10 protein-coding genes and 1 pseudogene are annotated in these 20,243 nt (G+C 68.2%); all 11 read left to right on the top strand.

Translation table 11 applies throughout. The features are described from left to right. Position 1 precedes the first annotated feature (1 nt). Positions 2-1,984, top strand: coding sequence for an arabinofuranosyltransferase AftB family protein (locus FOH10_RS30830; RefSeq protein WP_425326112.1), 1,983 nt, complete (start codon positions 2-4; stop codon positions 1,982-1,984). Positions 1,985-2,428: 444 nt separating this feature from the next. Continuing rightward, on the top strand, positions 2,429-3,493 hold the full coding sequence (locus FOH10_RS30825) for an alpha/beta hydrolase (protein WP_143983305.1): 1,065 nt from the start codon (positions 2,429-2,431) through the stop codon (positions 3,491-3,493). A 256-nt stretch (positions 3,494-3,749) separates the two neighbouring features. Beyond that, positions 3,750-4,790, top strand: a complete 1,041-nt coding sequence (locus tag FOH10_RS30820) for an alpha/beta hydrolase (RefSeq protein ID WP_143983304.1) — start codon at positions 3,750-3,752, stop codon at positions 4,788-4,790. Between the two features lie 153 nt (positions 4,791-4,943). Next, positions 4,944-5,921, top strand: a complete 978-nt coding sequence (locus FOH10_RS30815) for an alpha/beta hydrolase (RefSeq protein ID WP_143983303.1) — start codon at positions 4,944-4,946, stop codon at positions 5,919-5,921. A gap of 252 nt (positions 5,922-6,173) precedes the next feature. Next, on the top strand, positions 6,174-7,208 hold the full coding sequence (locus tag FOH10_RS30810; RefSeq protein WP_172544785.1) for an alpha/beta hydrolase: 1,035 nt from the start codon (positions 6,174-6,176) through the stop codon (positions 7,206-7,208). 221 nt (positions 7,209-7,429) lie between these two features. Continuing rightward, positions 7,430-9,232, top strand: a pseudogene (locus FOH10_RS30805) (alpha/beta hydrolase-fold protein); the annotation flags it as partial. Between the two features lie 824 nt (positions 9,233-10,056). After that, complete coding sequence (locus tag FOH10_RS30800) at positions 10,057-10,581, top strand: DUF732 domain-containing protein (RefSeq protein WP_143983302.1); 525 nt, start codon at positions 10,057-10,059, stop codon at positions 10,579-10,581. Further along, positions 10,572-11,552 (top strand): cutinase family protein, encoded by a 981-nt coding sequence (locus tag FOH10_RS30795; RefSeq protein ID WP_039808477.1) that lies wholly within the window; start codon positions 10,572-10,574, stop codon positions 11,550-11,552. The genes FOH10_RS30800 and FOH10_RS30795 overlap by 10 nt, the downstream gene beginning before the upstream one ends. A 174-nt stretch (positions 11,553-11,726) precedes the next feature. Further along, positions 11,727-12,746, top strand: coding sequence for an LLM class F420-dependent oxidoreductase (locus FOH10_RS30790; protein ID WP_143983301.1), 1,020 nt, complete (start codon positions 11,727-11,729; stop codon positions 12,744-12,746). 224 nt (positions 12,747-12,970) lie between these two features. Further along, positions 12,971-14,893: a long-chain-fatty-acid--AMP ligase FadD32 gene (fadD32, locus tag FOH10_RS30785; RefSeq protein WP_143983300.1), complete on the top strand. Its 1,923-nt coding sequence runs from the start codon at positions 12,971-12,973 to the stop codon at positions 14,891-14,893. Positions 14,894-14,996: 103 nt separating this feature from the next. Next, positions 14,997-20,234, top strand: a complete 5,238-nt coding sequence (gene pks13 / locus FOH10_RS30780) for a polyketide synthase Pks13 (RefSeq protein WP_143983299.1) — start codon at positions 14,997-14,999, stop codon at positions 20,232-20,234. The last annotated feature ends 9 nt before the right edge of the window (positions 20,235-20,243 follow it).

Here is a 20,243-nt window from a genome sequence, read left to right as displayed (position 1 = left end):
TGTGGTAGCGGGACAAGTGCGGGAAGAAGACGGGGACAACCCGACGCGGGCATTGCCGGTCGGGCGGTCTCGGCATGCCGATCCGTCGGCACGCCGCTTCACGCGACTATCCCGCGCCACATTCGCCGGTGGGATCGTGCTGGCCGCGACGCTGTTCGCGGTCGGCGGCTGGCAGCGGCGCTGGATCGCCGACGACGGCCTGATCGTGCTGCGTACGGTGCGCAACCTGCTCGCGGGCAACGGGCCCGTGTTCAATGCGGGCGAGCGCGTCGAGACCAATACGAGTACGGCCTGGACCTACATCGTCTGGTTCTTCAGCTGGCTCACCCAGATCCGGCTGGAGTACGTGGTGCTCGCGATCGCGCTGACGCTGTCGGTGGGCGCGATCGTGTTCGCCATGCTGGGCGCGGCCCGGCTGTGGGGCGGCCCCGGTTCCGTTCTGCTGCTGCCCGCGGGCGCGTTCGTCTACATCGCGGTGCCGCCCGCCCGCGACTACGCCACCTCCGGTCTGGAGTCCAGCCTGGTCATCTTCTGGCTGGCGCTGTTGTGGTGGTGGATGATCCGCTGGTCGCAGGCCGAACGGGTGCGCCTGGCGAACTTCTTCGGACTGGTGTTCACCGCCGGTCTGGCCCCGCTCATCCGACCGGAGATGACGCTGGTCGGCGCGCTGGCCCTGCTCATGATCTTCTGCGCGCCGCTGCCGCAGACCCGGTTGCGGCCCATCGTGTTCCGCGGTCTGATCGTCGCGGTCGCGGGCCTGCTGCCGGTGGGCTACCAGATCTGGCGCATGGGCTACTACGGCCTGCCCTATCCGAATACCGCGGTCGCCAAGGACGCGGGCGGGGCCAAGTGGGGGCAGGGCTTCGTGTACCTGTGGAATCTGCTGGGGCCGTACTGGCTGTTGCTGCCGTTGGCGCTGCTGCTGATCGCGGGCGTGGTGGCGTGGCGGACGGTATCGCCGTCGCGGTACGCGGTCTCGGACTCGGACTCGGCGACCGGCGTGCGCGCCCGCCTGCACCGTCTCAGCGTCCGGCTGCGCACGCCCGGCGCGGTGGTGGCGCTGGTGCTGGTGAGCGGAATCCTGCTCGCGCTGTACCAGATTCGGGTCGGCGGCGACTTCATGCACGGCCGGGTGCTGCTGCCTCAGCTGTTCCTGCTGCTGCTGCCGGTCATGGTGATCCCGGTGCGCGCGCCGCGGTGGAATCCGGCGGGGGAGACCGCGCTGCGCCGGGTCGACTGGGCGTTCGTGGTCATCGTGGCCGCCTGGATCGGCACGGTGGGCTGGGCGCTGTTCGCCTGCAACACCACCGCCATCAAGAGCGGCACCACCATCGACTCGTCGGGCATCGTGGACGAACGGGTGTACTACGTGCTCAACACCGGGCACGACCACCCGATCCGGGCCGAGGACTACCTCGACTACCCGCGCATGCGGGCGATGGTCAACGACATCGCCAACAGCCCGAACGGCGGCCTGCTGCTGAACTCGCCGTCGTTCATGTTCTGGTACATCGCACCGCCGCCGCAGCCGATCCCCGAGGGCGGCGCCGGACATACCGTCTTCTTCCTGAATCTCGGCATGACCAGCATGAACGTTCCGCTGGACGTGCGGGTCATCGACCAGATGGGGCTGGCCTACCCGCTGGCCGCGCACACCGAGCGGCTGGTCGACGGCCGCATCGGCCACGACAAGAACCTGTACCCGGACTGGGTGATCGTGGACGCCGGCATGGTGGACAAGAAGCCGTGGATGCCCTGGTACCTGGACGAGAAGTGGGTGACCCAGGCCCGCACGGCGATGTCCTGCCCGGATACCGTCGCGCTGCTCATCTCGTCCCGGGAACCGCTCACCTTCGAGCGGTTCCGGCACAACATCAAGCACGCTCTCGACTTCGCGTCCTACCGCATCGAGCGGGTGCCGAAGTACGAGATCCAGCGCTGCGGACTGGTGGATCCGACGCAGGAGCCACCCGCACCGCGCTAGCAGCGACGTGCCGCGCCCCCTTCGAGCGACGAAGGGGGCGCGTCGCGTTTACCGGCCGGACGATCGGCGATAGCCGAACCGAATGAGGAGGTTCGACCTCCGCATCGCTCCTCGGTGCGACGGGCTCGATAAACGACAATTGTGTGATTCACCGCATCCCCACGGTCAGGGGCATGACCTCGGTAGGGTTCGAGATACGGTCCGCCGTCCGATCGCTTCCGTGTCGCCGCCCGCGACACGCGAACTTTCGGGCAAACCGTGCGTTGTCTCACCTTTATCTCGTTTTGGTAACGCTCCGTGATGCAGGGCGCGATACGCTCATCGAGATGAACGCCCGCCGCGGTCGCATGCCCGCATGCGCCGTGGCCGTTAGCGCAAGATGCCGCCGAGTTCTTTTCGGCAGGGGAAGGTCCGGCGGCACAGACCGAAAGGCCGGACACACATATGCGAGGCGTGGATAGACGTCAGAGATCCCGCGGCTGGTTCAAGAAGTCGGTAGTGGGCGTGGCTCTGGCGATGTTGCTGCCGTTCGGGGTGTCGGTGGCAGGCGCGGGTACCGCCTCCGCCGCGTTCAACCCGGACGGATTCGACTTCTGGGTCGACTCCAGCATGGGGCCCATCAAGTCGCGCGTCTTCCGCGCGGCCGACGGCAACACCAACCGTGTCGTGTACGCCCTGGACGGCATGCGCGCCCGTGAGGACCTGAACGGCTGGGAGATCGACACCGAGGTCGCGCGGTCCCTCACCGCCGCCAATATCAACGTGGTCATGCCGGTCGGCGGCCAGTCCAGCTTCTATGCCGACTGGAACGCGCCCAGCACCATCTTCGGTTTGCCCGCCGGTTCCTCCTCGGGTTCCTCGGGCTCGGCGTCGGGCTCCTCCTCGGGTTCGGGCGCGCTGCAGCTCGCCGCGGGCGGTCCGGGCAAGAGCTACACGTACAAGTGGGAAACGTTCATCACCCAGAACCTGCGCAACGCCCTGCGTGACCGCCTCGGCTTCAGCCCGTACCGCAATGGCGTGTTCGGTCTGTCCATGGGCGGTTCCGGCGCGCTGACCCTGGCGGCCTACCACCCGGACCAGTTCAGCTTCGCGGGCTCGTACTCCGGCTACCTGAACATCTCCGCGCCGGGCATGCGCGAGGCCATCCGCATCGCCATGGTGGACGCGGGCGGCTACAACGTGGACGCCATGGCTCCGCCGTGGGGGCCGCAGTGGCTGCGCATGGACCCGTTCGTCTTCGCGCCGCGCCTGGTCGGCAACAACACCCGACTGTGGATCTCGGCCGCCAGCGGCCTGCCCAACGGCGACCCGGTCGCCTTCTCCACCCTGAACGGCATGGGCCTGGAGGCCCTGGCCCTGGCCAATACCCGCGCCTTCCAGGTGCGCATGGCCACCCTGGGCGCGAACAACGTGCACTACGACTTCCCCGCGTTCGGTATCCACAACTGGCGCAACTGGGAAGACCAGGTCAACCGCATGATCCCGGACCTGTCCGCCAATATCGGCTGAGGCAAACCAGGTATTTCGAACGGCCCCGCATCGCATTCCGGCGATGACGGGGCCGTTTCGCATTCGGTCTCGTTCCAGACTCGCCGGGGGCGACACGCGGAACAACATCGGTCAGGCGTCCGATACTCGATTCGTATCGAAGATCAAGTGAGCGCGTCATGAGCGCTCGAATGATCTGCACTGCTCGAAGAACTGCTCGAAAACGACGCCCGGGGTGGCTACCGCCGGGTGACTGCTCGGACGGAGGACGAGGTCGATGCGTGGTACGAGGTTGCGGAAATCGGTATTGGGGATCGCGGCGGCGCTATTGCTGCCGCTGGGGATCTCCGTGCCGCTGGCACCGCAGGCGGTCGCCGCCTTCGACCCGTCGGGCTTCGACTTCTGGGTGGACTCCCCGGCCATGGGTCCGATCAAATCCCGCATCTTCCGTGCGGCCGACGGCAACACCAACCGCGTCGTCTACGCCCTCGACGGCATGCGTGCCCCGGAAACGCTCAATGGCTGGGAGATCGAGACCAATGTCGCCCAGGTGTTGACCAGCTGGAATATCAATGTGGTCATGCCGGTGGGCGGCCAGTCCAGCTTCTACGCCGACTGGAACGCGCCCAGCAACTTCTTCGGGGTGCCGCCCGGTGCGGCGGGCTCGGTCACCGGTTCGGGCGCGACCGAGGCGTTCATGGCCGGGCCGGGCAAGAGCTACCGGTACGAGTGGGAGACCTTCCTGACCAACCAGCTGCGCTGGGCGCTGCGCGACCGCCTGGGCTTCAACCCGTACCGCAATGGCGCGTTCGGCCTGTCCATGGGCGGCTCGGCGGCGCTGACGCTGGCCGCCTACCACCCCGACCAGTTCAGCTTCGCGGGCTCGTTCTCCGGCTACCTGAACATCTCCGCGCCGGGCATGCGCGAGGCCATTCGCGCCGCCATGTTGGACGCGGGCGGCTACAACGTCGACTCCATGGCCCCGCCGTGGGGCCCGCAGTGGCTGCGCATGGACCCGTTCGTCTTCGCGCCCACCCTGATCGCCAACAACACCCGACTGTGGATCGCGGCGGGCAGCGGCGTGCCCATGCAGCAGGACCTCCAGCAACCTTTCGGGGTGGCCGCCGATCGCGTGGTCCGCGGCGCGCCGCTGGAGGCGCTCGCGCTGGCGAACACCCGGGCGTTCCAGGTGCGCATGATGTCGCTGGGAGCGCAGAACGTGGTCTATTCGTTCCCCAATGTGGGTCTGCACGCCTGGACGAATTGGCAGGACGAGGCGTATCGCATGATTCCGGACCTGTCGGCGAATATCGGCTGAAATCTTTCTCGTTCAGCCCCCTTGCGCACTATCACGATTCGGCAACCGGAGGCGTTTCGTCGCCGGTCGCGACGGTCGCTGCGCCTTAGCTGAGCGGCAAGACGTGTGCGTTTCGGGTTGCGGTCAACGATGATCGGCGGAGGGCGAAGTGTGATGCGGTTCGGTCTTGGTTCCATACGTGCCACGGTGGCGGCGGCGGTCGCCGCGCTGGCGGTCCCGCTGGCGGCGGCGGTGGGCGGGGTGGGTGCGCCCGCCGCGGCCGCCTTCAATCCGGCCGGCTTCGATTTCTGGGTCGATTCCAGCATGGGGCCGATCAAGTCGCGCATCTTCCGCGCGGCCGACGGCAACACCCAGCGGGTGGTGTACGCCCTCGACGGCCTGCGGGCCCGCAACGATCTGTCCGGCTGGGAGATCGACACCGAGGTCTCGCGGGTGCTGACCGCGTGGAACATCAATGTGGTGATGCCGGTGGGCGGTCAGTCCAGCTTCTATTCCGACTGGGTGGCGCCCAGCAACACCAACGGCCAGCAGACCACCTACGCCTGGGAGACCTTCCTGACCCGGGATCTGCGCAATGCCCTCGCCGCGCGGCTGGGCTTCAACCCGCGCGGCAACGGGGTGTTCGGCCTGTCCATGGGCGGCAGCGCGGCGCTGGTGCTGGCGGCCTACCACCCGGACCAGTTCCGTTATGCCGCATCATATTCCGGTTATCTCAATATTTCCGCGCCGGGTATGAAGGAGGGGTTGCGGGCGGCCATGCTGGACGCGGGCGGCTACAACATCGACGCCATGTGGGGTCCGCCGTGGAGTGAATTGTGGCTGCGCAACGATCCGTTCGTTTTCGCGGAACGCCTGCGCGCCAATGGAACCCGCCTGTGGATATCGTGTGGAAACGGACTGCCCGGTGCTCGGGATCAGGTGCGTCAGCCCATCGACGCCTACCACATCGGCAATGCCATGGGCCTGGAGACCGTCGCGCTGGCGAATACCCGAGCGTTCCAGGCTCGCCTCGACAGCCTCGGTCCGCACAACGCCCACTTCGACTACACCTCGGACGGCATCCACAACTGGTTCTACTGGCAGGATCAGGTCCTGAAGATGCTGCCGGACCTGAGTGCGAACATCGGTTAGCCGTAACGTTTTTCCGTTTGCCGCGACAGTTGGTGCGAACCACGATAAGGTCACCGCACGATAACGGTCATCGAGTGGGCGGATTTCGGCCACGTGATTGGCTCGGTCTTGCTAAGGCAATCACGGTCGAATATCGTCCAGCGAGCGCAAGTGTGACCACATCGTGGTAGCGCCGTCGTTGGCATGGAGAGTCGGGATCCGTGCGAGCGGCTCGAGCGCACCGGCCACAACAGCAGAAAGAGAGCAGTATTCATGCGTTTCGGCAGGACCGCCGCGCGGGTGGAGTCGGGACGGCGGGGCGCGACCCGCGGTTGGAGCAAGCGGATGCTGGCCGCCGGTGCGGCCGCGCTGGCACTGCCGCTCGCCGCCGGAGTGGCGGCCCCGACGCTCGCAACCGCCGCACCCGTCCACGGACCGGTATTGCGCGCCCCGGCGGGCGGTTTCGAAGAACTGATGGTCCCGTCCAGCATGGGCCCGATCAAGGTCCAGGTGCAGTGGGCCAGCCAGGGCGGCAGCGCCGCGCTGTACCTCCTGGACGGTATGCGCGCCCGTGACGACCGCAATGCCTGGGCCAATGCCGACGAGGGCGGTGCGCCGCAGCTGTTCGCCAATGACAACGTCACCATCGTGATGCCGGTCGGCGGGCAGTCCAGCTTCTACACCGACTGGTACTCGCCGTCGAACACCAACGGCCAGAAGTACACCTACAAGTGGGAGACCTTCCTGACCAAGGAACTGCCGCAGTTCCTGGAGGGCTACGGCGTCTCCCGCACCAACAACGCCATCGCCGGTCTGTCCATGGGCGGTTCGGCCGCCCTCATGATGGCCGCCTACCACCGCGAGCAGTTCAAGCACGCCTCCTCGTTCTCGGGCTACCTGAACATCTCCGCGCCGGGCATGCGCGAGGCCATCCGCATCGCCATGCTGGACGCGGGCCGCTTCAACGTGGACTCGATGGCCGCGCCGTGGAGCCCGCAGTGGCTGCGCATGGACCCCTTCGTCTTCGCGCCGCAGCTGAAGAACCTGCCCATGTACATCTCGGCCGGTTCCGCGCTGCCGGGTCAGTACGACCGCCCGGCCTCCGCGGTCGGCGTGTTCAACACCGGTAACGCCATGGTGCTCGAGGCGCTGTCGCTGGTGAACACCCGCGCCTTCCAGGCTCGCCTGGGCCAGTTGGGCATCGGCGCCCGCTACGACTTCCCGGCGACCGGTACCCACACCTGGCTGTACTGGCACGATCAGCTGGCGAACGCCCGCCCGGATATCCTGCGCGCGCTCGGAGTCTGACAGCCAGACCGTACGACACAGCGGCGGCCGACCTCGGAATCGAGGTCGGCCGCCGTTTTTCGTAGCCGACCGGCGGGGCCGCGGCGTCACAATTGCGCCGAAAGCGCATTCCGTGCCGGACATCTTCCGCCAACCGGGACCGATTACCGCGCGTCTTCCCGGTCTTTCCTCTTTTTAGAGGTACAAACACTCCTGTGACTGGTGTTGTTCGTGAGGCGAGAATGGCGCGACGCTGGGTCGCCTGCGCCGTCGCTCTGCTGCCGTTGGCGGCGGGGATCGCCGTCGCGGGTCCGGTCGTGGCCGCCCCCGAGACCGCCGTATCGGCTCCGGCGACCGTGCAGCGGGCGGTGTGGCTGACCGACCGGCGCGTGGCGCTGTGGGTGCACTCGCCCGCCATGAACGAGGCGGTCCAGATACAGCTGCTGCTGGCGCGGGACTGGAACACCCGCCCGGACGCCAAGTTCCCGGTGCTCTACATGCTCGACGGGTTGCGCGCCCAGGACGACGAGAACGGCTGGACCAAGGACGCGAGCGCCGACGAGTTCTTCGCCGACAAGAACGTGACCGTGGTGCTGCCGGTCGGCGGTCAGTCCAGCTTCTACGCCGACTGGCTGCAACCGAACAACGGCCACAACTACAAGTGGGAGACCTTCCTGACCAAGGAACTCCCGCCGCTGCTGGAGGGGCAGTGGCGCGCTACGAATGTGCGTGGCGTGGAGGGCCTTTCGATGGGCGGAACGGCGGCCATGTTCCTGGCCGCGCGCAATCCCGGCTGGGTGCGCCACGCCGCCTCCTACTCCGGATTCCTGACCCTCACCACGCTCGGTATGCCGCAGGCGGTCAATTTCGCCATGCATGACGCGGGCGGATTCGATTCCGAGGCCATGTTCGGGCCGCCCACGAGTCCGCTGTGGGCCGAGCACGATCCGTATCAGCTGGCGGACCAGCTGAAGAACATCAGCCTGTACGTTTCCAGCGGCAGCGGTACCGCGGGCGCGACCGACCCGCTCTCCGATATTCCGGGCATCACCACCAATTACGCCGGGATGGGCCTGGAGGTGCTGTCGCGGCTGACGACCCAGAATTTCGTCGCCAAACTCAACAAGATCAGCATTCCGGTGCAGGTGAATTACCGGGCCTCCGGCACCCACACCTGGCCGTACTGGGATTTCGAGATGCGGCAGTCCTGGCCGCAGGCCGCGGCGGCGCTCGGCGTGGACGCGACACCCGCCAACTGTTCGGTGGGCGGCGCGATCGCCGGGGCGGTGCAGGCCAACAATTGGCTGGGCGGCTGCCTGACCGGCGAATATCAGGTGCCCGGCGGTATCGCCCAGGACTTCACCGGCGGACAGGTGTTCTACTCGCAGGCCACCGGCGCGATCCCGACCGGCGGCATGATCGGCGGCAGCTACCAGGGCGTGGCCGGACCGGGTTCCGGGCTGGGCATGCCGACCGGCGGTGAGGCGGCGCTACCCGACGGCCGCGGCCGCTTCCAGCCCTTCCAGCACGGCTTCATCTACTGGACCCCGGCGACGGGGGCGCATCCGGTGCGCGGCGCGATCCTCGACGAGTGGGCGCGCCTGGGCTACGAGGGCGGCGCGGCCGGTTATCCGACCGGGGCCGAACAGGCGACCCCGCACAAGGATGGCGTGGTGCAGGGCTTCGAGCACGGGCCGATGTACTTCAGTCCCGCGACCGGCGCGCATCTGGTGCAGGGGCTGATCCTCGGCAAGTACGCCCAGCTCGGTTTCGAGAACAGCGTCTTCGGCTTCCCGACCGCCGGGGAGGTCGGCCTGAAGGACTTCGGTCGGATGAGCCGGTTCGAAGGCGGCAATATCTACTGGAGCCCGCTGTCGGGTGCGTGGGGCGTGCGCAACGGCGCGGTCATGGACGCTTGGGGCGCACTGGGTTTCGAGAACGGCCAGCTCGGCTTCCCGACCGGCGACGAGACCCAGATCCCCGGCGGCAGCCAGCAGACGTTCCAGTTCGGCACGATCGTCGTCAAGGACGACAAGGCCCAGGTGGTCGCCCTCGACGGCCGCCCCATCGCCCTCCCCGGCCCCCCGCCCGCGCCGAACGACCAGCCACAGCCGAATCCGGCCGCTCCGGCTACCCCGCCATCCGGCCAAGAAAGCCCGGCCGCTCCGGCTGCTACCCAGCTCGGCGTGGAGACCGCTCCGGCCGCCGCACCCGCTGTTCCACCCGCTGCGTCCGAAGTAGCCGCGCCTGAAGTGGCCAGGTCTGAAGTAGCCGCACCCGAACTCGCCGCATCCGGTACGGCCGCGTCCGAAGCTGTTGTGCCGCAGCCTTCGACGGCTGTGCCCGTCCCCCATCCCCGGTCGGCCGTGCCCTCGACTGCCGCGCCCGCCCCGCCCGAGGTGATCGTGCCGCAGCCGCCCGCCGCGGTGCCGCGGTCACCCTCGCCGGAGGTGCCGTCCGCCGCCCCGCAACCCCTCACCCCCGCCCCGGCCGCCGCGCCCCCGAACGCCATGCCCGCGCCCGAACCCGTGCCCGCGCCCGAGCCGGGACCCGCGCCCGCCGTCGTACTCGACATTCCGCCCGCGACACCGGGCGGTCCGGCCGTGGTGCTCGACATCCCCCCGGCGACTCCGCCGCAGCGCCCCTGATCCGCCCTGCGCCCGGACAGCCGGTGCGCGGCGCGAAGACACGCGTCCCCCGTCATATCCGGCCGGTCGATGGAATGACGCAGGTCACCACGTGTGGCGGCGCTAAGAACTGCATGAGGTTCGTTTTGCTGGGCACCACTTCTCGCTACCTTGCCGCTAGCCTGGTGGCGACCTTGTGCCCCTGGACACCTGTGCCCTGATAGATCCGAGGAAGCGAATTCATGCAACGGACCCGTGGAAAAGTGATCGGCGTGGTGGCGGCGTGCGCCGCCGCCGGATTGCTGGCCGCCTGCGGCGATAACGATTCGACCGCGACCAGCACGCCCACGCTGTCCTCGACCACGCAGGCGAGTTCGGCGGCGCCCTCGACCACCGAGTCGGCCCCCGAATCGCCGCAGTCGACCGAATCGGCCGCACCCCCGGCGGAGGAGAACACCGAGCGTCCGCAGCCGGTGCCGACCGAATTCGTCACGCCGCAGAGCGACGCGCCCGCGCTGAGCGACAAGGACAGGACCTACATCGAGGAACTGAAGAAGCGCGGCGTGACTCCGTCCTCCCCGGATATCGCGCTCAGCGCGGGCAACCTGGTCTGCCAGGGCAAGTCCGAAGGCGCGCCGGAGGACCAGATCATCACCTACGTGACCGCCATCGCGGGCTCCGATCCCACCTTCGATCCGAGCAAGATGCCGGTCGAGGAGGCCGGGAAGATCTACTACGAAGTCGCCTCCGCGAGTTACTGCCGGTGACCCCGCGCCGCCGCTCCGCACGCCGGTCCGCACCGGCGGGATGCCTGCTGTTCCTGGCGGTGGTCGCGCTGATCATCGTCGTGGTGATCCTGCTGTGGTACCTGTTGGCGGGGCGGCTGCGCCTGCCCGGCCCGACCCCGCCCGGGCCGAAGGAGCCGACCTCCCAGCCCGCGTCCTGCCCGGATGTGCTGATGCTGTCGGTGCCGGGCACCTGGGAGTCGTCGAGCAACGACGACCCCTACAACCCGTCGGCCAATCCGATCTCGCTCATGCTGAACATCTCCAACCCGATCCGGGAGCGGTTCCCGAACGAGCGGGTGGAGGTCTACACCGTCCCGTACGTGGCGCAGTTCTCCAATCCCATCGCCATTCCGCCGGACGGCCAGCAGTCCTACAACAAGAGCCGCTCCGAGGGCATCGCCCGCGCCACCGACAAGCTGGCGCAGACCCATCGGGACTGTCCGCTCACCACCTACGTGATCGCGGGCTTCTCGCAGGGTGCCGTGATCGCCGGTGACGTGGCCGCGGATATCGGCGCGGGCAAGGGCCCGGTGCCCGCCGACAAGGTGCTCGGCGTGACCGTGCTCGCCGACGGCCGCCGGGTCGACGGGCCGGGACAGGCCATCGAGATCGGCAATGCCCCGCCCGGGGTGGGCGCGGAGGTCGCGCTCAAGGGCTTGAACGTCCCGGGCATCACCATGACCGGACCGCGGCCCGGCTTCGGCAAGCTGGCCGACCGCACCTACACCATCTGCGCCCCGGGCGATCTCATCTGCGATTCCCCGGATCAGGCGCTGAACCCGGTCAACTTCCTCAGCAGCGTCGGCACCCTGGTGCGCGCGGCCGGGAATCCGGTGCACAGCCTCTACAACGGGTACGTGGTGGACGACAGCGGCACCACCGCCACCCAGTGGACGGTGAACTGGGCGGCCGGGCTCATCGAGGGCGCTCCACACCCACCGCATTCGTGACCGGAACCACCTGGTCGGGGCGTTGTGGCGAACAACCCCCCGCATTGGGGGCTTGTGCCCGTCGACCGACCCCGTGGTTTGGCGCACAACCTGTAAAGTGCTCCGAGATTGTGACGCCGGTCGATGAGGCCCGGCGGCGCAGAGCAATCGATCTCAGCCAGGAGCATCAGTTCAATGACAGGAGTCGCCGTACCGGCCGGTCGCGAGACCGTGCCGAGTACACCGCCGCGGGCATTCCGCTTCGCGGCGGCCGGCGAGGGTAACCCGTCCGAAGGCGGGGCGCGCAAGTTCATCAAGCTCGCGCAGCGGGCCGAGGATTTCGGGTACGACGCGTTCGCCGTGCCCGATGCCCTGGGTCCGCAGGTGGGTCCGATCGCGGCCCTCGGTGCCCTGGCGGTGGCCACGGACCGCATCCGGCTCGGAACCTCGATGCTGGCGAACGGTTTTCGGCATCCGGTGGTGCTGGCCAAGGAGGCCGCCACCCTGGACGTGCTGTCCCGGGGCCGGTTGGAGCTGGGTGTGGGCGCGGGCTGGCTGGCCGACGACTTCGACGCGGCGGGCATCGACTTCGACGCACCCGCGGTGCGGCTGGAGCGCCTGGACGAGACCCTGACGATCCTGGACGTGCTGCTGCGCGGCCAGGAGTGTCACTTCGAGGGCAAGCACTACCGGGTGCGGGGGATCAAGGGTGCGCCGCGGCCGCGGCAGGGCCCGCGTCCGCCGCTGGCCACCGGTGGCGGCGGACCGCGTCTGCTGCGACTGGCGGCCCGGCACGCCGACATCATCTCGGTGGTGCCGCCCACCACACCCGAAGGACGGATGCTGCTGTCCGGTATCACGCTCGACCGAACCGTCGAGCGGGTGCGGATCATTCGGGAGGCGGCCGGGCCGCGCTTCCCGGAGATCGAATTGAACTGGGCGATCACCGCGGTGATCGTCACCGACGATCGGGAGCGCGCCGCCGCCATGGCGCTCGACGCGATCGACAAGGGCCTGCATCCGAACCTGGATGTGGACGTACGGCTGTCGGTGGAGCAGATCCTCGAGTCACCGTATGTGGCGATCGGCACCCACGAGCAGATCGCCGACCACATCCGCCGGGTGCGGCAACTCACATCCATGTCCTACGTGGGTGTATTTCCCACTCAGATGGAGGCATTCGCACCGGTGATCCCCTTGTTGCGACATGAGTGAGCAGGCAGATCGGATCGCTCCGGACACTGGTCCGGCGCCTGCTCTGTAACATGTCCCTGGTTTGAGTACATCTAGCCAATAGGCGGTCACCGCGCAGACCGCAACAGAATTCTGCAGGTTGGCTCTTGCACGTTAGAGCACCGGCGGGCGAAAGAGAGTCGGGGCCTCACAGGTAACAGCGGCCGTATCGCCGCCCCTGCTTCGTGTGCCTCGGAGGAGAAGGAATGGACGAGACTTTCGACGACTACCTGGACGAAACCGGGAAGATCACGATTCCCGAGGGCCGGACCCTGGTCGATTACGTCGAGAAGCACACGATCGGTAACGACGCCAATGATCTGGCGTACCGCTACATCGACTACTCGCGGGAGCGCGACGGCGAGTACCAGGACCTGACCTGGAGCCAGTTCGGCACGCGGCTGCGCGCGGTGGCCGCCCGACTGCAGCAGGTGACCAAGGAGGGCGATCGGGTCGCGATCCTCGCCCCCCAGGGGCTGGATTACGTCATCTCCTTCTTCGCCGCCATCTACGCGGGCTGCATCTCGGTGCCGCTGTTCGATCCGGACGAGCCGGGCCACACCGACCGCCTGCACGCCGTGCTCGGCGACTGCACGCCCTCCGCGATCCTGACGGCCAGCTCCTCCGCCGCCGGTGTTCGCCAGTTCTTCCGCGCCCTGCCCGCCGCCCAGCGTCCGCGCATCATCGCCGTCGACGCCATCCCCGACAGCGTCGGTGAGACCTGGGTGCGTCCGGACATCACCGTGGACGACATCGCGTACCTGCAGTACACCTCGGGTTCCACCCGCGTCCCGGCCGGTGTGGAGATCACCCACCGCGCCGTCGGCACCAACCTGCTGCAGATGGTGCACGCCCTGGACCTGAACTGGAATTCCCGCGGCGTCACCTGGCTGCCGCTGTTCCACGACATGGGTCTGCTGACGGTGATCCTGCCCGCCGTGGGCGGCAAGTACATCACCATCATGTCGCCGTCGGCGTTCGTGCGCCGCCCCTCGCGCTGGATCAACGAGCTCGCGGCCGTCGCCGACGGGGCCGGAACGTTCGCCGCGGCACCGAATTTCGCCTTCGAGCACGCCGCCGCGCGCGGTCGCCCGAAGAACGGCGAGACCCTGGACCTGTCGAATGTCATCGGCCTGATCAACGGTTCCGAGCCGGTGACGGTCTCCTCGATGAAGAAGTTCAACGAGGCGTTCGCCCCGTACGGCCTGCCCAAGACGGCCATCAAGCCCTGCTACGGCATGGCCGAGGCCACCCTGTTCGTGTCGGCCACCCGGCACGAGGACGAGGCCAAGGTCATCTACGTCGACCGCGACGAGCTCAACGCGGGCCGTGTCAAGAAGGTGGAGCAGGGCACGCCCAACTCCATCGCCCAGGTGAGCTGCGGTTACGTCGCGCATTCGCAGTGGGCCACCATTGTCGACGCCGAGACCATCGACGACCCCGAGGGCGCGCTGGAGCTGCCCGAGGGCCGCGTCGGCGAGATCTGGCTGCACGGCAACAACATCGGCATCGGTTACTGGGGTCGCGAGGACGAGACCCAGAAGACCTTCCGCAACCGCTTGGTGCGCCGCCTGTCCGAGGGCAGTCACGCCGAGGGCACCCCGGACGACGCGCACTGGATGCGCACCGGCGACTACGGCGTGTACATCGACGGCGAGCTCTACATCACCGGCCGCGTCAAGGACCTGGTGATCGTGGACGGCCGCAACCACTACCCGCAGGACCTGGAGTTCTCCGCGCAGGAGGCGTCCACCGCACTGCGTCCGGGCTTCGTGGCCGCCTTCGCCGTCCCGGCGAATCAGCTGCCCGCCGAAGTCTTTGCCGCCGACAGCCATTCGGGCCTGTCCTTCGACGCCGACGACGCGTCCGAGCAGCTGGTCATCGTGGCCGAGCGCGGTCCGGGTGCGGGCAAGGCCGATCCGCAGCCGATCGCCGACGCGGTGCGCGCGGCGGTCTCGCAGCGGCACGGCGTCACCGCCCGTGACATCCTGCTCGTTCCGGCGGGCTCGATTCCGCGCACCTCCAGCGGCAAGATCGCGCGCCGCGCGTGCAAGGCGGCATATCTGGAGGGCACACTGCGTGGTGGTTACACGCAGCAAGCTTTCCCCGATGCACCAGACGAGGAGTGAGGCGTAAGCCTCGAAACGCAATGGCGCGGGCCCGTGCGCGGCCCGCGCCATTCACTGCATTCAGTGCCGTGCACCCGACGCAGACAGGTAGCTTGAAGAACTGATGGCTGAGAGCGAGGGCAGCGTGCCCACCGAGACGACCGAAACCGCGGCAACCGAGTCGGCCGCGGGTGTCGAGCGTGCCGCCGGCACCGACATGTCGGTGGCTGAGCTGCGAGAATGGTTGCGGCGCTGGGTGGCCGACGCCACCGGTCAGCCCATCGAGAACATCACGGTGGACCGGCCGATGGAGGAATTCGGCCTCGCCTCCCGCGACGCGCTCGCCCTCGGCGGCGATATCGAGGACCTCACCGGGGTGGTGCTGAACGCGACCATCGTCTACCAGCATCCGACCATCGCCTCACTGGCCGAGCGGATCATCAACGGTGAGCCGGACGCGCCGGAGGACACGCCGGACGATTCCTTCTATACCGCCGGATATCAGCCGGGCGAGGCGCACGACATCGCCATCGTCGGCCTGTCGACCCGACTGCCGGGTGCCGGGGATACACCCGAGTCGACCTGGGAATTCATTCTCAATGGCGGCGACGCCATTCGCGACCTACCCGAGGGCCGCTGGGACGAGTTCAAATCCGACCCGCAGGCCCTGGCCGCCATCGAGAACGGCAATACCAAGGGCGGCTACCTCGATCAGCACGTGGTGAAGGGCTTCGACGCGGAGTTCTTCGCCATGTCGCCCATCGAGGTGGAGCGCGTCGATCCGCAGCAGCGGCTCATGATGGAGCTGACCTGGGAAGCCCTGGAGCACGCGCGGATTCCCGCGAGCGATCTCAAGGGCGGCCCGGTCGGCGTTTTCATCGGCTCCTCGACCAGCGACTTCATGCTGGTCACGGCGCTGGGTCTGGGTAAGGAACCCGATCCGAACGTGCCCCTGTCGGCCGAGGCGTACGCCCTGCTGGGCGCGTCCACGGGCATCATCGCCAACCGCGTCTCCTACTTCTTCGACTTCCGCGGCCCGTCGGTGACCATCGACACCGCGTGCTCGTCCACGCTGGTGGCGGTGCACGACGCGGTGCGGTCGCTGCGCAACGGCGATTCCGATGTGGCGCTGGCCGGTGGCGTGAACATGATTCTCGCCCCGATGGCCAGCCTCGGTTTCGATATCAACGGCGCGGTCGCCAAGGACGGCCACATCAAGGCGTTCTCCTCCGATGCCGACGGTATGGTGCGCTCCGAGGGCGCGGGCCTGGTGTTGCTCAAGCGCCTGGCCGACGCCGAACGCGACGGCGACAAGATCTACGCGGTCATCAAGGGCTCGGCCGTCAACAATGACGGCCGCTCCAACGGCATCTTCGCGCCGAACCCGGACGCGCAGGCCGACGTGCTGCGCCGCGCCTACCGCGATGCCGGTATCGCGCCCTCCACCGTCGATTACATCGAGGCGCACGGCACCGGCACCCTGATCGGCGATCCCATCGAGGCCGACGCCCTGGGCCGGGTGGTGGGTCGCGGTCGCGAGGCCGACAAGCCCGCCCTGCTCGGTTCGGCCAAGACCAACTTCGGCCACCTGGAATCGGGAGCGGGTGCGGCCAGCCTCGCCAAGATCATTATGGCGTTGCAGCACAATGTCATTCCGCCGAATATCAACTTCGCCGGCCCGAACCCGTACATCCCGTTCGACCAGGCGCACCTGAAGGTCGTCGAGCAGCCGACCGAATTCCCGCGCTACAGCGGCAAGGCCACCATCGGCGTCTCCGGCTTCGGCTTCGGCGGCACCAACGCCCACGTGGTCATCCAGGAGTACGTGCCCACCCCGGCCGTTCCGGACAGTGCCGACACCGCCGATCTCGACACTGAGGCCACCGACGTGCTGGCCGAGGCCGAGAAGCTGGTGGAAGCCGCCGCGCCCGAGCCGGAATGGGCTCCGCGCGAGGAGCCGCTGCCGGTGATCCTGCCGGTGTCGGCCTACCTGCCGTCCCGCCGCAAGCGCGCCGCCGCCGACCTCGCCGACTGGCTGGAGAGCGACGCGGGCCGCGACACTCCGCTCGAGGATGTGGCGCGGGCGCTGGCCAAGCGCAGCCATCAGCGCTCGCGTGGCGTGGTCATCGCCAAGAACCACGACGAGGCCGTCGCGGGCCTGCGCGCCATCGCCGCCGGTAAGCCCGGTCCGGGCGTCTTCACCGCCGATTCCCCCGCGGCCGAGGGCCCGCTGTGGGTGATGGCCGGTTTCGGTGCGCAGCACCGGAAGATGGGCAAGCAGCTCTACCAGGAGAACCGCATCTTCCGCGAGACCGTCGACCAGGTCGACGAACTCGTGGTGGACGAGGCCGGGTATTCGGTCAAGGAGATGATCCTCGACGACGCCCAGGACTGGGATATCGGCACCGGTCAGGTCGGCACCTTCACCATTCAGGTGGGTCTGGCGGCCGTGCTGCGCGCCCACGGCGCGGAACCCGCGGGCGTGGTCGGCCATTCGCAGGGTGAGGTCGCCGGTGCCTACATCTCCGGCGGCATGAACCTGGAGGACGCCGTCCGGGTGATCTGCTCGCGCGGTCGCCTCATGGGCGAGGGCGAGGCCATGATCACCGACGACCAGGTGCGCAATATGGCGCTGGTCGAGCTGAGCGCCACCGATATCGAGGCCATGCTGCCGGAGTATCCGGATGTGGAGGTCGCGGTGTACGCCGCGCCGACCAATACCGTGATCGGCGGCCCGCCGGATCAGGTGCACGCCATCGTCGCCAAGGTGGAGGAGCAGGGCAAGTTCGCCCGCGTGCTCCAGACCCGCGGCGCGGGCCACACCTCCCAGATGGATGTGCTGCTGGGCGAACTGGCCGCCGAGCTGGCCGGTATCGAGCCGACCAAGCTGAAGGTGGACCTGTACTCGACCGCCCACAAGGACGCCGTGTACCGCGCGGGCCACGCCCCCGTGCACGATGTGGACTACTGGGTCACCAATATGCGCGGCTCGGTGTACTTCACCAATGCCGTGCGCCAGGCGGTGGACACCGGTATCACCACCTTCCTGGAGCTGGCGCCGAATTCGGTCGCGCTCATGCAGGTGCTGGGCACCACGTACGCGGCGGGCGTGCACAATGCCGCGCTCATCCCGACCCTGAAGCGCAAGGAGGACGAGTCGGCGGCCGTCATCGCCGCGCTCGCCCAGCTCTACGTCAACGGCCACCGGGTGAACCTGCCGTCGCTGCTGCCCGCGGGCGACTACGCGGATATTCCGCGAACGGCGTTCGTGCGCAAGGAGTACTGGCCCAAGGTGGGTCTGGCGTCGGGCTCCGGCAATACCCGGGTGCCGGGCGCGCACGTGTCGCTGCCCGACGGCCGGCACGTGTGGGAGGTGCAGGCCGGTGTGGTCACCGACCTGGGCGCTCTCGTGCAAGCCGCTGCCGCGCAGGTGCTCTCGCAGGTGCAGACCGGCGCGTCCTACGCCTACGGCCCCATCCCGGCGTCGGGCACCCTCACCACCACGCTCACCCCCTACCCGGGTGGTGCGGCGGCGCAGGTGCACGCCAAACAGGGCAACGCCTTCACGCTGCTCTTCGACGGCGTGGTGACCTCCGGCGCCCCGTTGCCGGAACCCGTTGCCGCGCAGCCGGTCCAGCAGGCCGAGGAATCCGCTCCCGCCGAGGTCGCGGTGGTCGAGGCCGCGGGTGAGCGCTGGGATCCGAACGGTTCGCAGACCATCGAGGACCGCCTGGCCATCATCGTCGCCGAATCCATGGGTTACGCCGTGGAGGACCTCCCCATGGAGATCCCCCTCATGGAACTCGGCCTCGACTCCCTGATGGCGATGCGCATCAAGAACCGCGTCGAGTACGAATTCGACATCCCGCAACTCCAGGTCCAAGCGGTCCGCGACGCCAACCTCCTCGAGGTCGGCAAGGTGCTGCGCTACGCCATCGAACACCGCGACGAGGTAGCGGCCCTCGCTGCCCGCCAAGCCTCCGGCGAAGGCGAACTCGCCGTGGACGCCGACTTCGTCTCCGCCGCCCGCGCCGCCATGGCCACCGGCGCTGATCCTTTGGCCGCCGCCCTCGGCACCTCGGAAGCCGACACCACCGGCCAGCCCGCCGCGCCGGGCCAGCCCGCGCCCGGTTCCGCTGCGCCGGGCCAGCCGTCGGCCGACACCGCTGCGCTTGGGCAGTCTGCGCCAGGGGCGCAGGGTGGGCAAGCGCAGCACACTCCAAGCGAGAGCGATTCCCAACCGGAATCCTTCGAGGCCGCCCCACCCCCGGCGGAAACCGACAAGGACAACGTCCCCCCGCGCGACGCAGCCGAACGCCTCACCTACGCCACCTGGGCCGTGGTGACCGGCAAGTCGGCAGGCGGCATCTTCAACGCCCTGCCGATCCTGGACGACCAGACGATGGAGAAGCTGGCAGCCCGCCTGTCGGAACGCGTCAAGGCCCAGATCGACATCGACGAACTGCGCGACGCCGAAACCATCGAGAAGATGGCCGATATCGTGCGCGGCTTCCAGGACAAGGCCGACGTGGACGGCTTCGTGCGCACCCTGCGCGCGAAGGAGCCCGGCTCGGATGCGTTGCCGATCTTCGTCTTCCACCCGTCCGGCGGCAACACCCTGGTCTACGAGCCGCTGCTGAAGCGCCTCCCGGCCGGTACCCCCATGTACGGCTTCGAGCGGGCCGAAGGTTCGATTGAAGAGCGTGCCCGCCAGTACATTCCGGAGATCCGCAAGATCCAGCCGGAGGGGCCCTACGTCTTCTACGGCTGGTCACTGGGCGCGGTCTTCGCGCTGACGGTCGCCCAGATCATGCGTGCCGAGGGCGCGGACGTGCGCCTGGTGGGTCTGATCGATCTCGCGATTCCGACCGAGCCCGAGGACAATTCGCCCGAGGCCCGGGTGGCGCGGATTCGGCGCTTCCAGGCGTTCGCTCAGAAGACCTACGGTTTCCAGGGCGAACTGGACGACGAGCAGATCGAGGAACTGGCCGCGGCCAGTGACGCGGAGCAGTACCAGATCATTATCGAGCTGGTGAAGTTCGCGGGCGTCGATATCCCGGGCGGTGTGCTCGAGCACCAGAAGCATTCGTGGATCGAGGGTCGCGAACTCCAGAAGGTAGAGCCGTCGCGTTACGAAGGTCACGTGGTTCTTTACCTGGCCGACCGCTACCACGACGGGATCATCGAACTGGAACCGCGATTCGGCGACCGTAAGCCGAATGGCGGCTGGGATGAGCACATCCCGAATCTGGAGATCATCCACATCCCGGGTGACCACCTCCAGATCATCGACGAGCCCCGCATCGCCACCATCGGTGCCGACCTGACGAAGAAGCTGACCGAGATCGATTCCGCGAACTAGGTTTCGCGA

Origin of the sequence: Nocardia otitidiscaviarum (assembly GCF_007362295.1) — a bacterium.
Classification (GTDB): domain Bacteria; phylum Actinomycetota; class Actinomycetes; order Mycobacteriales; family Mycobacteriaceae; genus Nocardia; species Nocardia otitidiscaviarum.
This window is presented reverse-complemented; position numbering and strand designations above follow the sequence as displayed.

Bases quoted from the DNA above. Each gene is read 5' to 3' on its own strand.
- FOH10_RS30825 (WP_143983305.1), top strand. From the start codon at position 2,429: ATGCGAGGCGTGGATAGACGTCAGAGATCCCGCGGCTGGTTCAAGAAG.
- FOH10_RS30820 (WP_143983304.1), top strand. From the start codon at position 3,750: ATGCGTGGTACGAGGTTGCGGAAATCGGTATTGGGGATCGCGGCGGCG.
- FOH10_RS30815 (WP_143983303.1), top strand. From the start codon at position 4,944: ATGCGGTTCGGTCTTGGTTCCATACGTGCCACGGTGGCGGCGGCGGTC.
- FOH10_RS30810 (WP_172544785.1), top strand. From the start codon at position 6,174: ATGCGTTTCGGCAGGACCGCCGCGCGGGTGGAGTCGGGACGGCGGGGC.
- FOH10_RS30800 (WP_143983302.1), top strand. From the start codon at position 10,057: ATGCAACGGACCCGTGGAAAAGTGATCGGCGTGGTGGCGGCGTGCGCC.
- FOH10_RS30790 (WP_143983301.1), top strand. From the start codon at position 11,727: ATGACAGGAGTCGCCGTACCGGCCGGTCGCGAGACCGTGCCGAGTACA.
- fadD32 (WP_143983300.1), top strand. From the start codon at position 12,971: ATGGACGAGACTTTCGACGACTACCTGGACGAAACCGGGAAGATCACG.
- pks13 (WP_143983299.1), top strand. From the start codon at position 14,997: ATGGCTGAGAGCGAGGGCAGCGTGCCCACCGAGACGACCGAAACCGCG.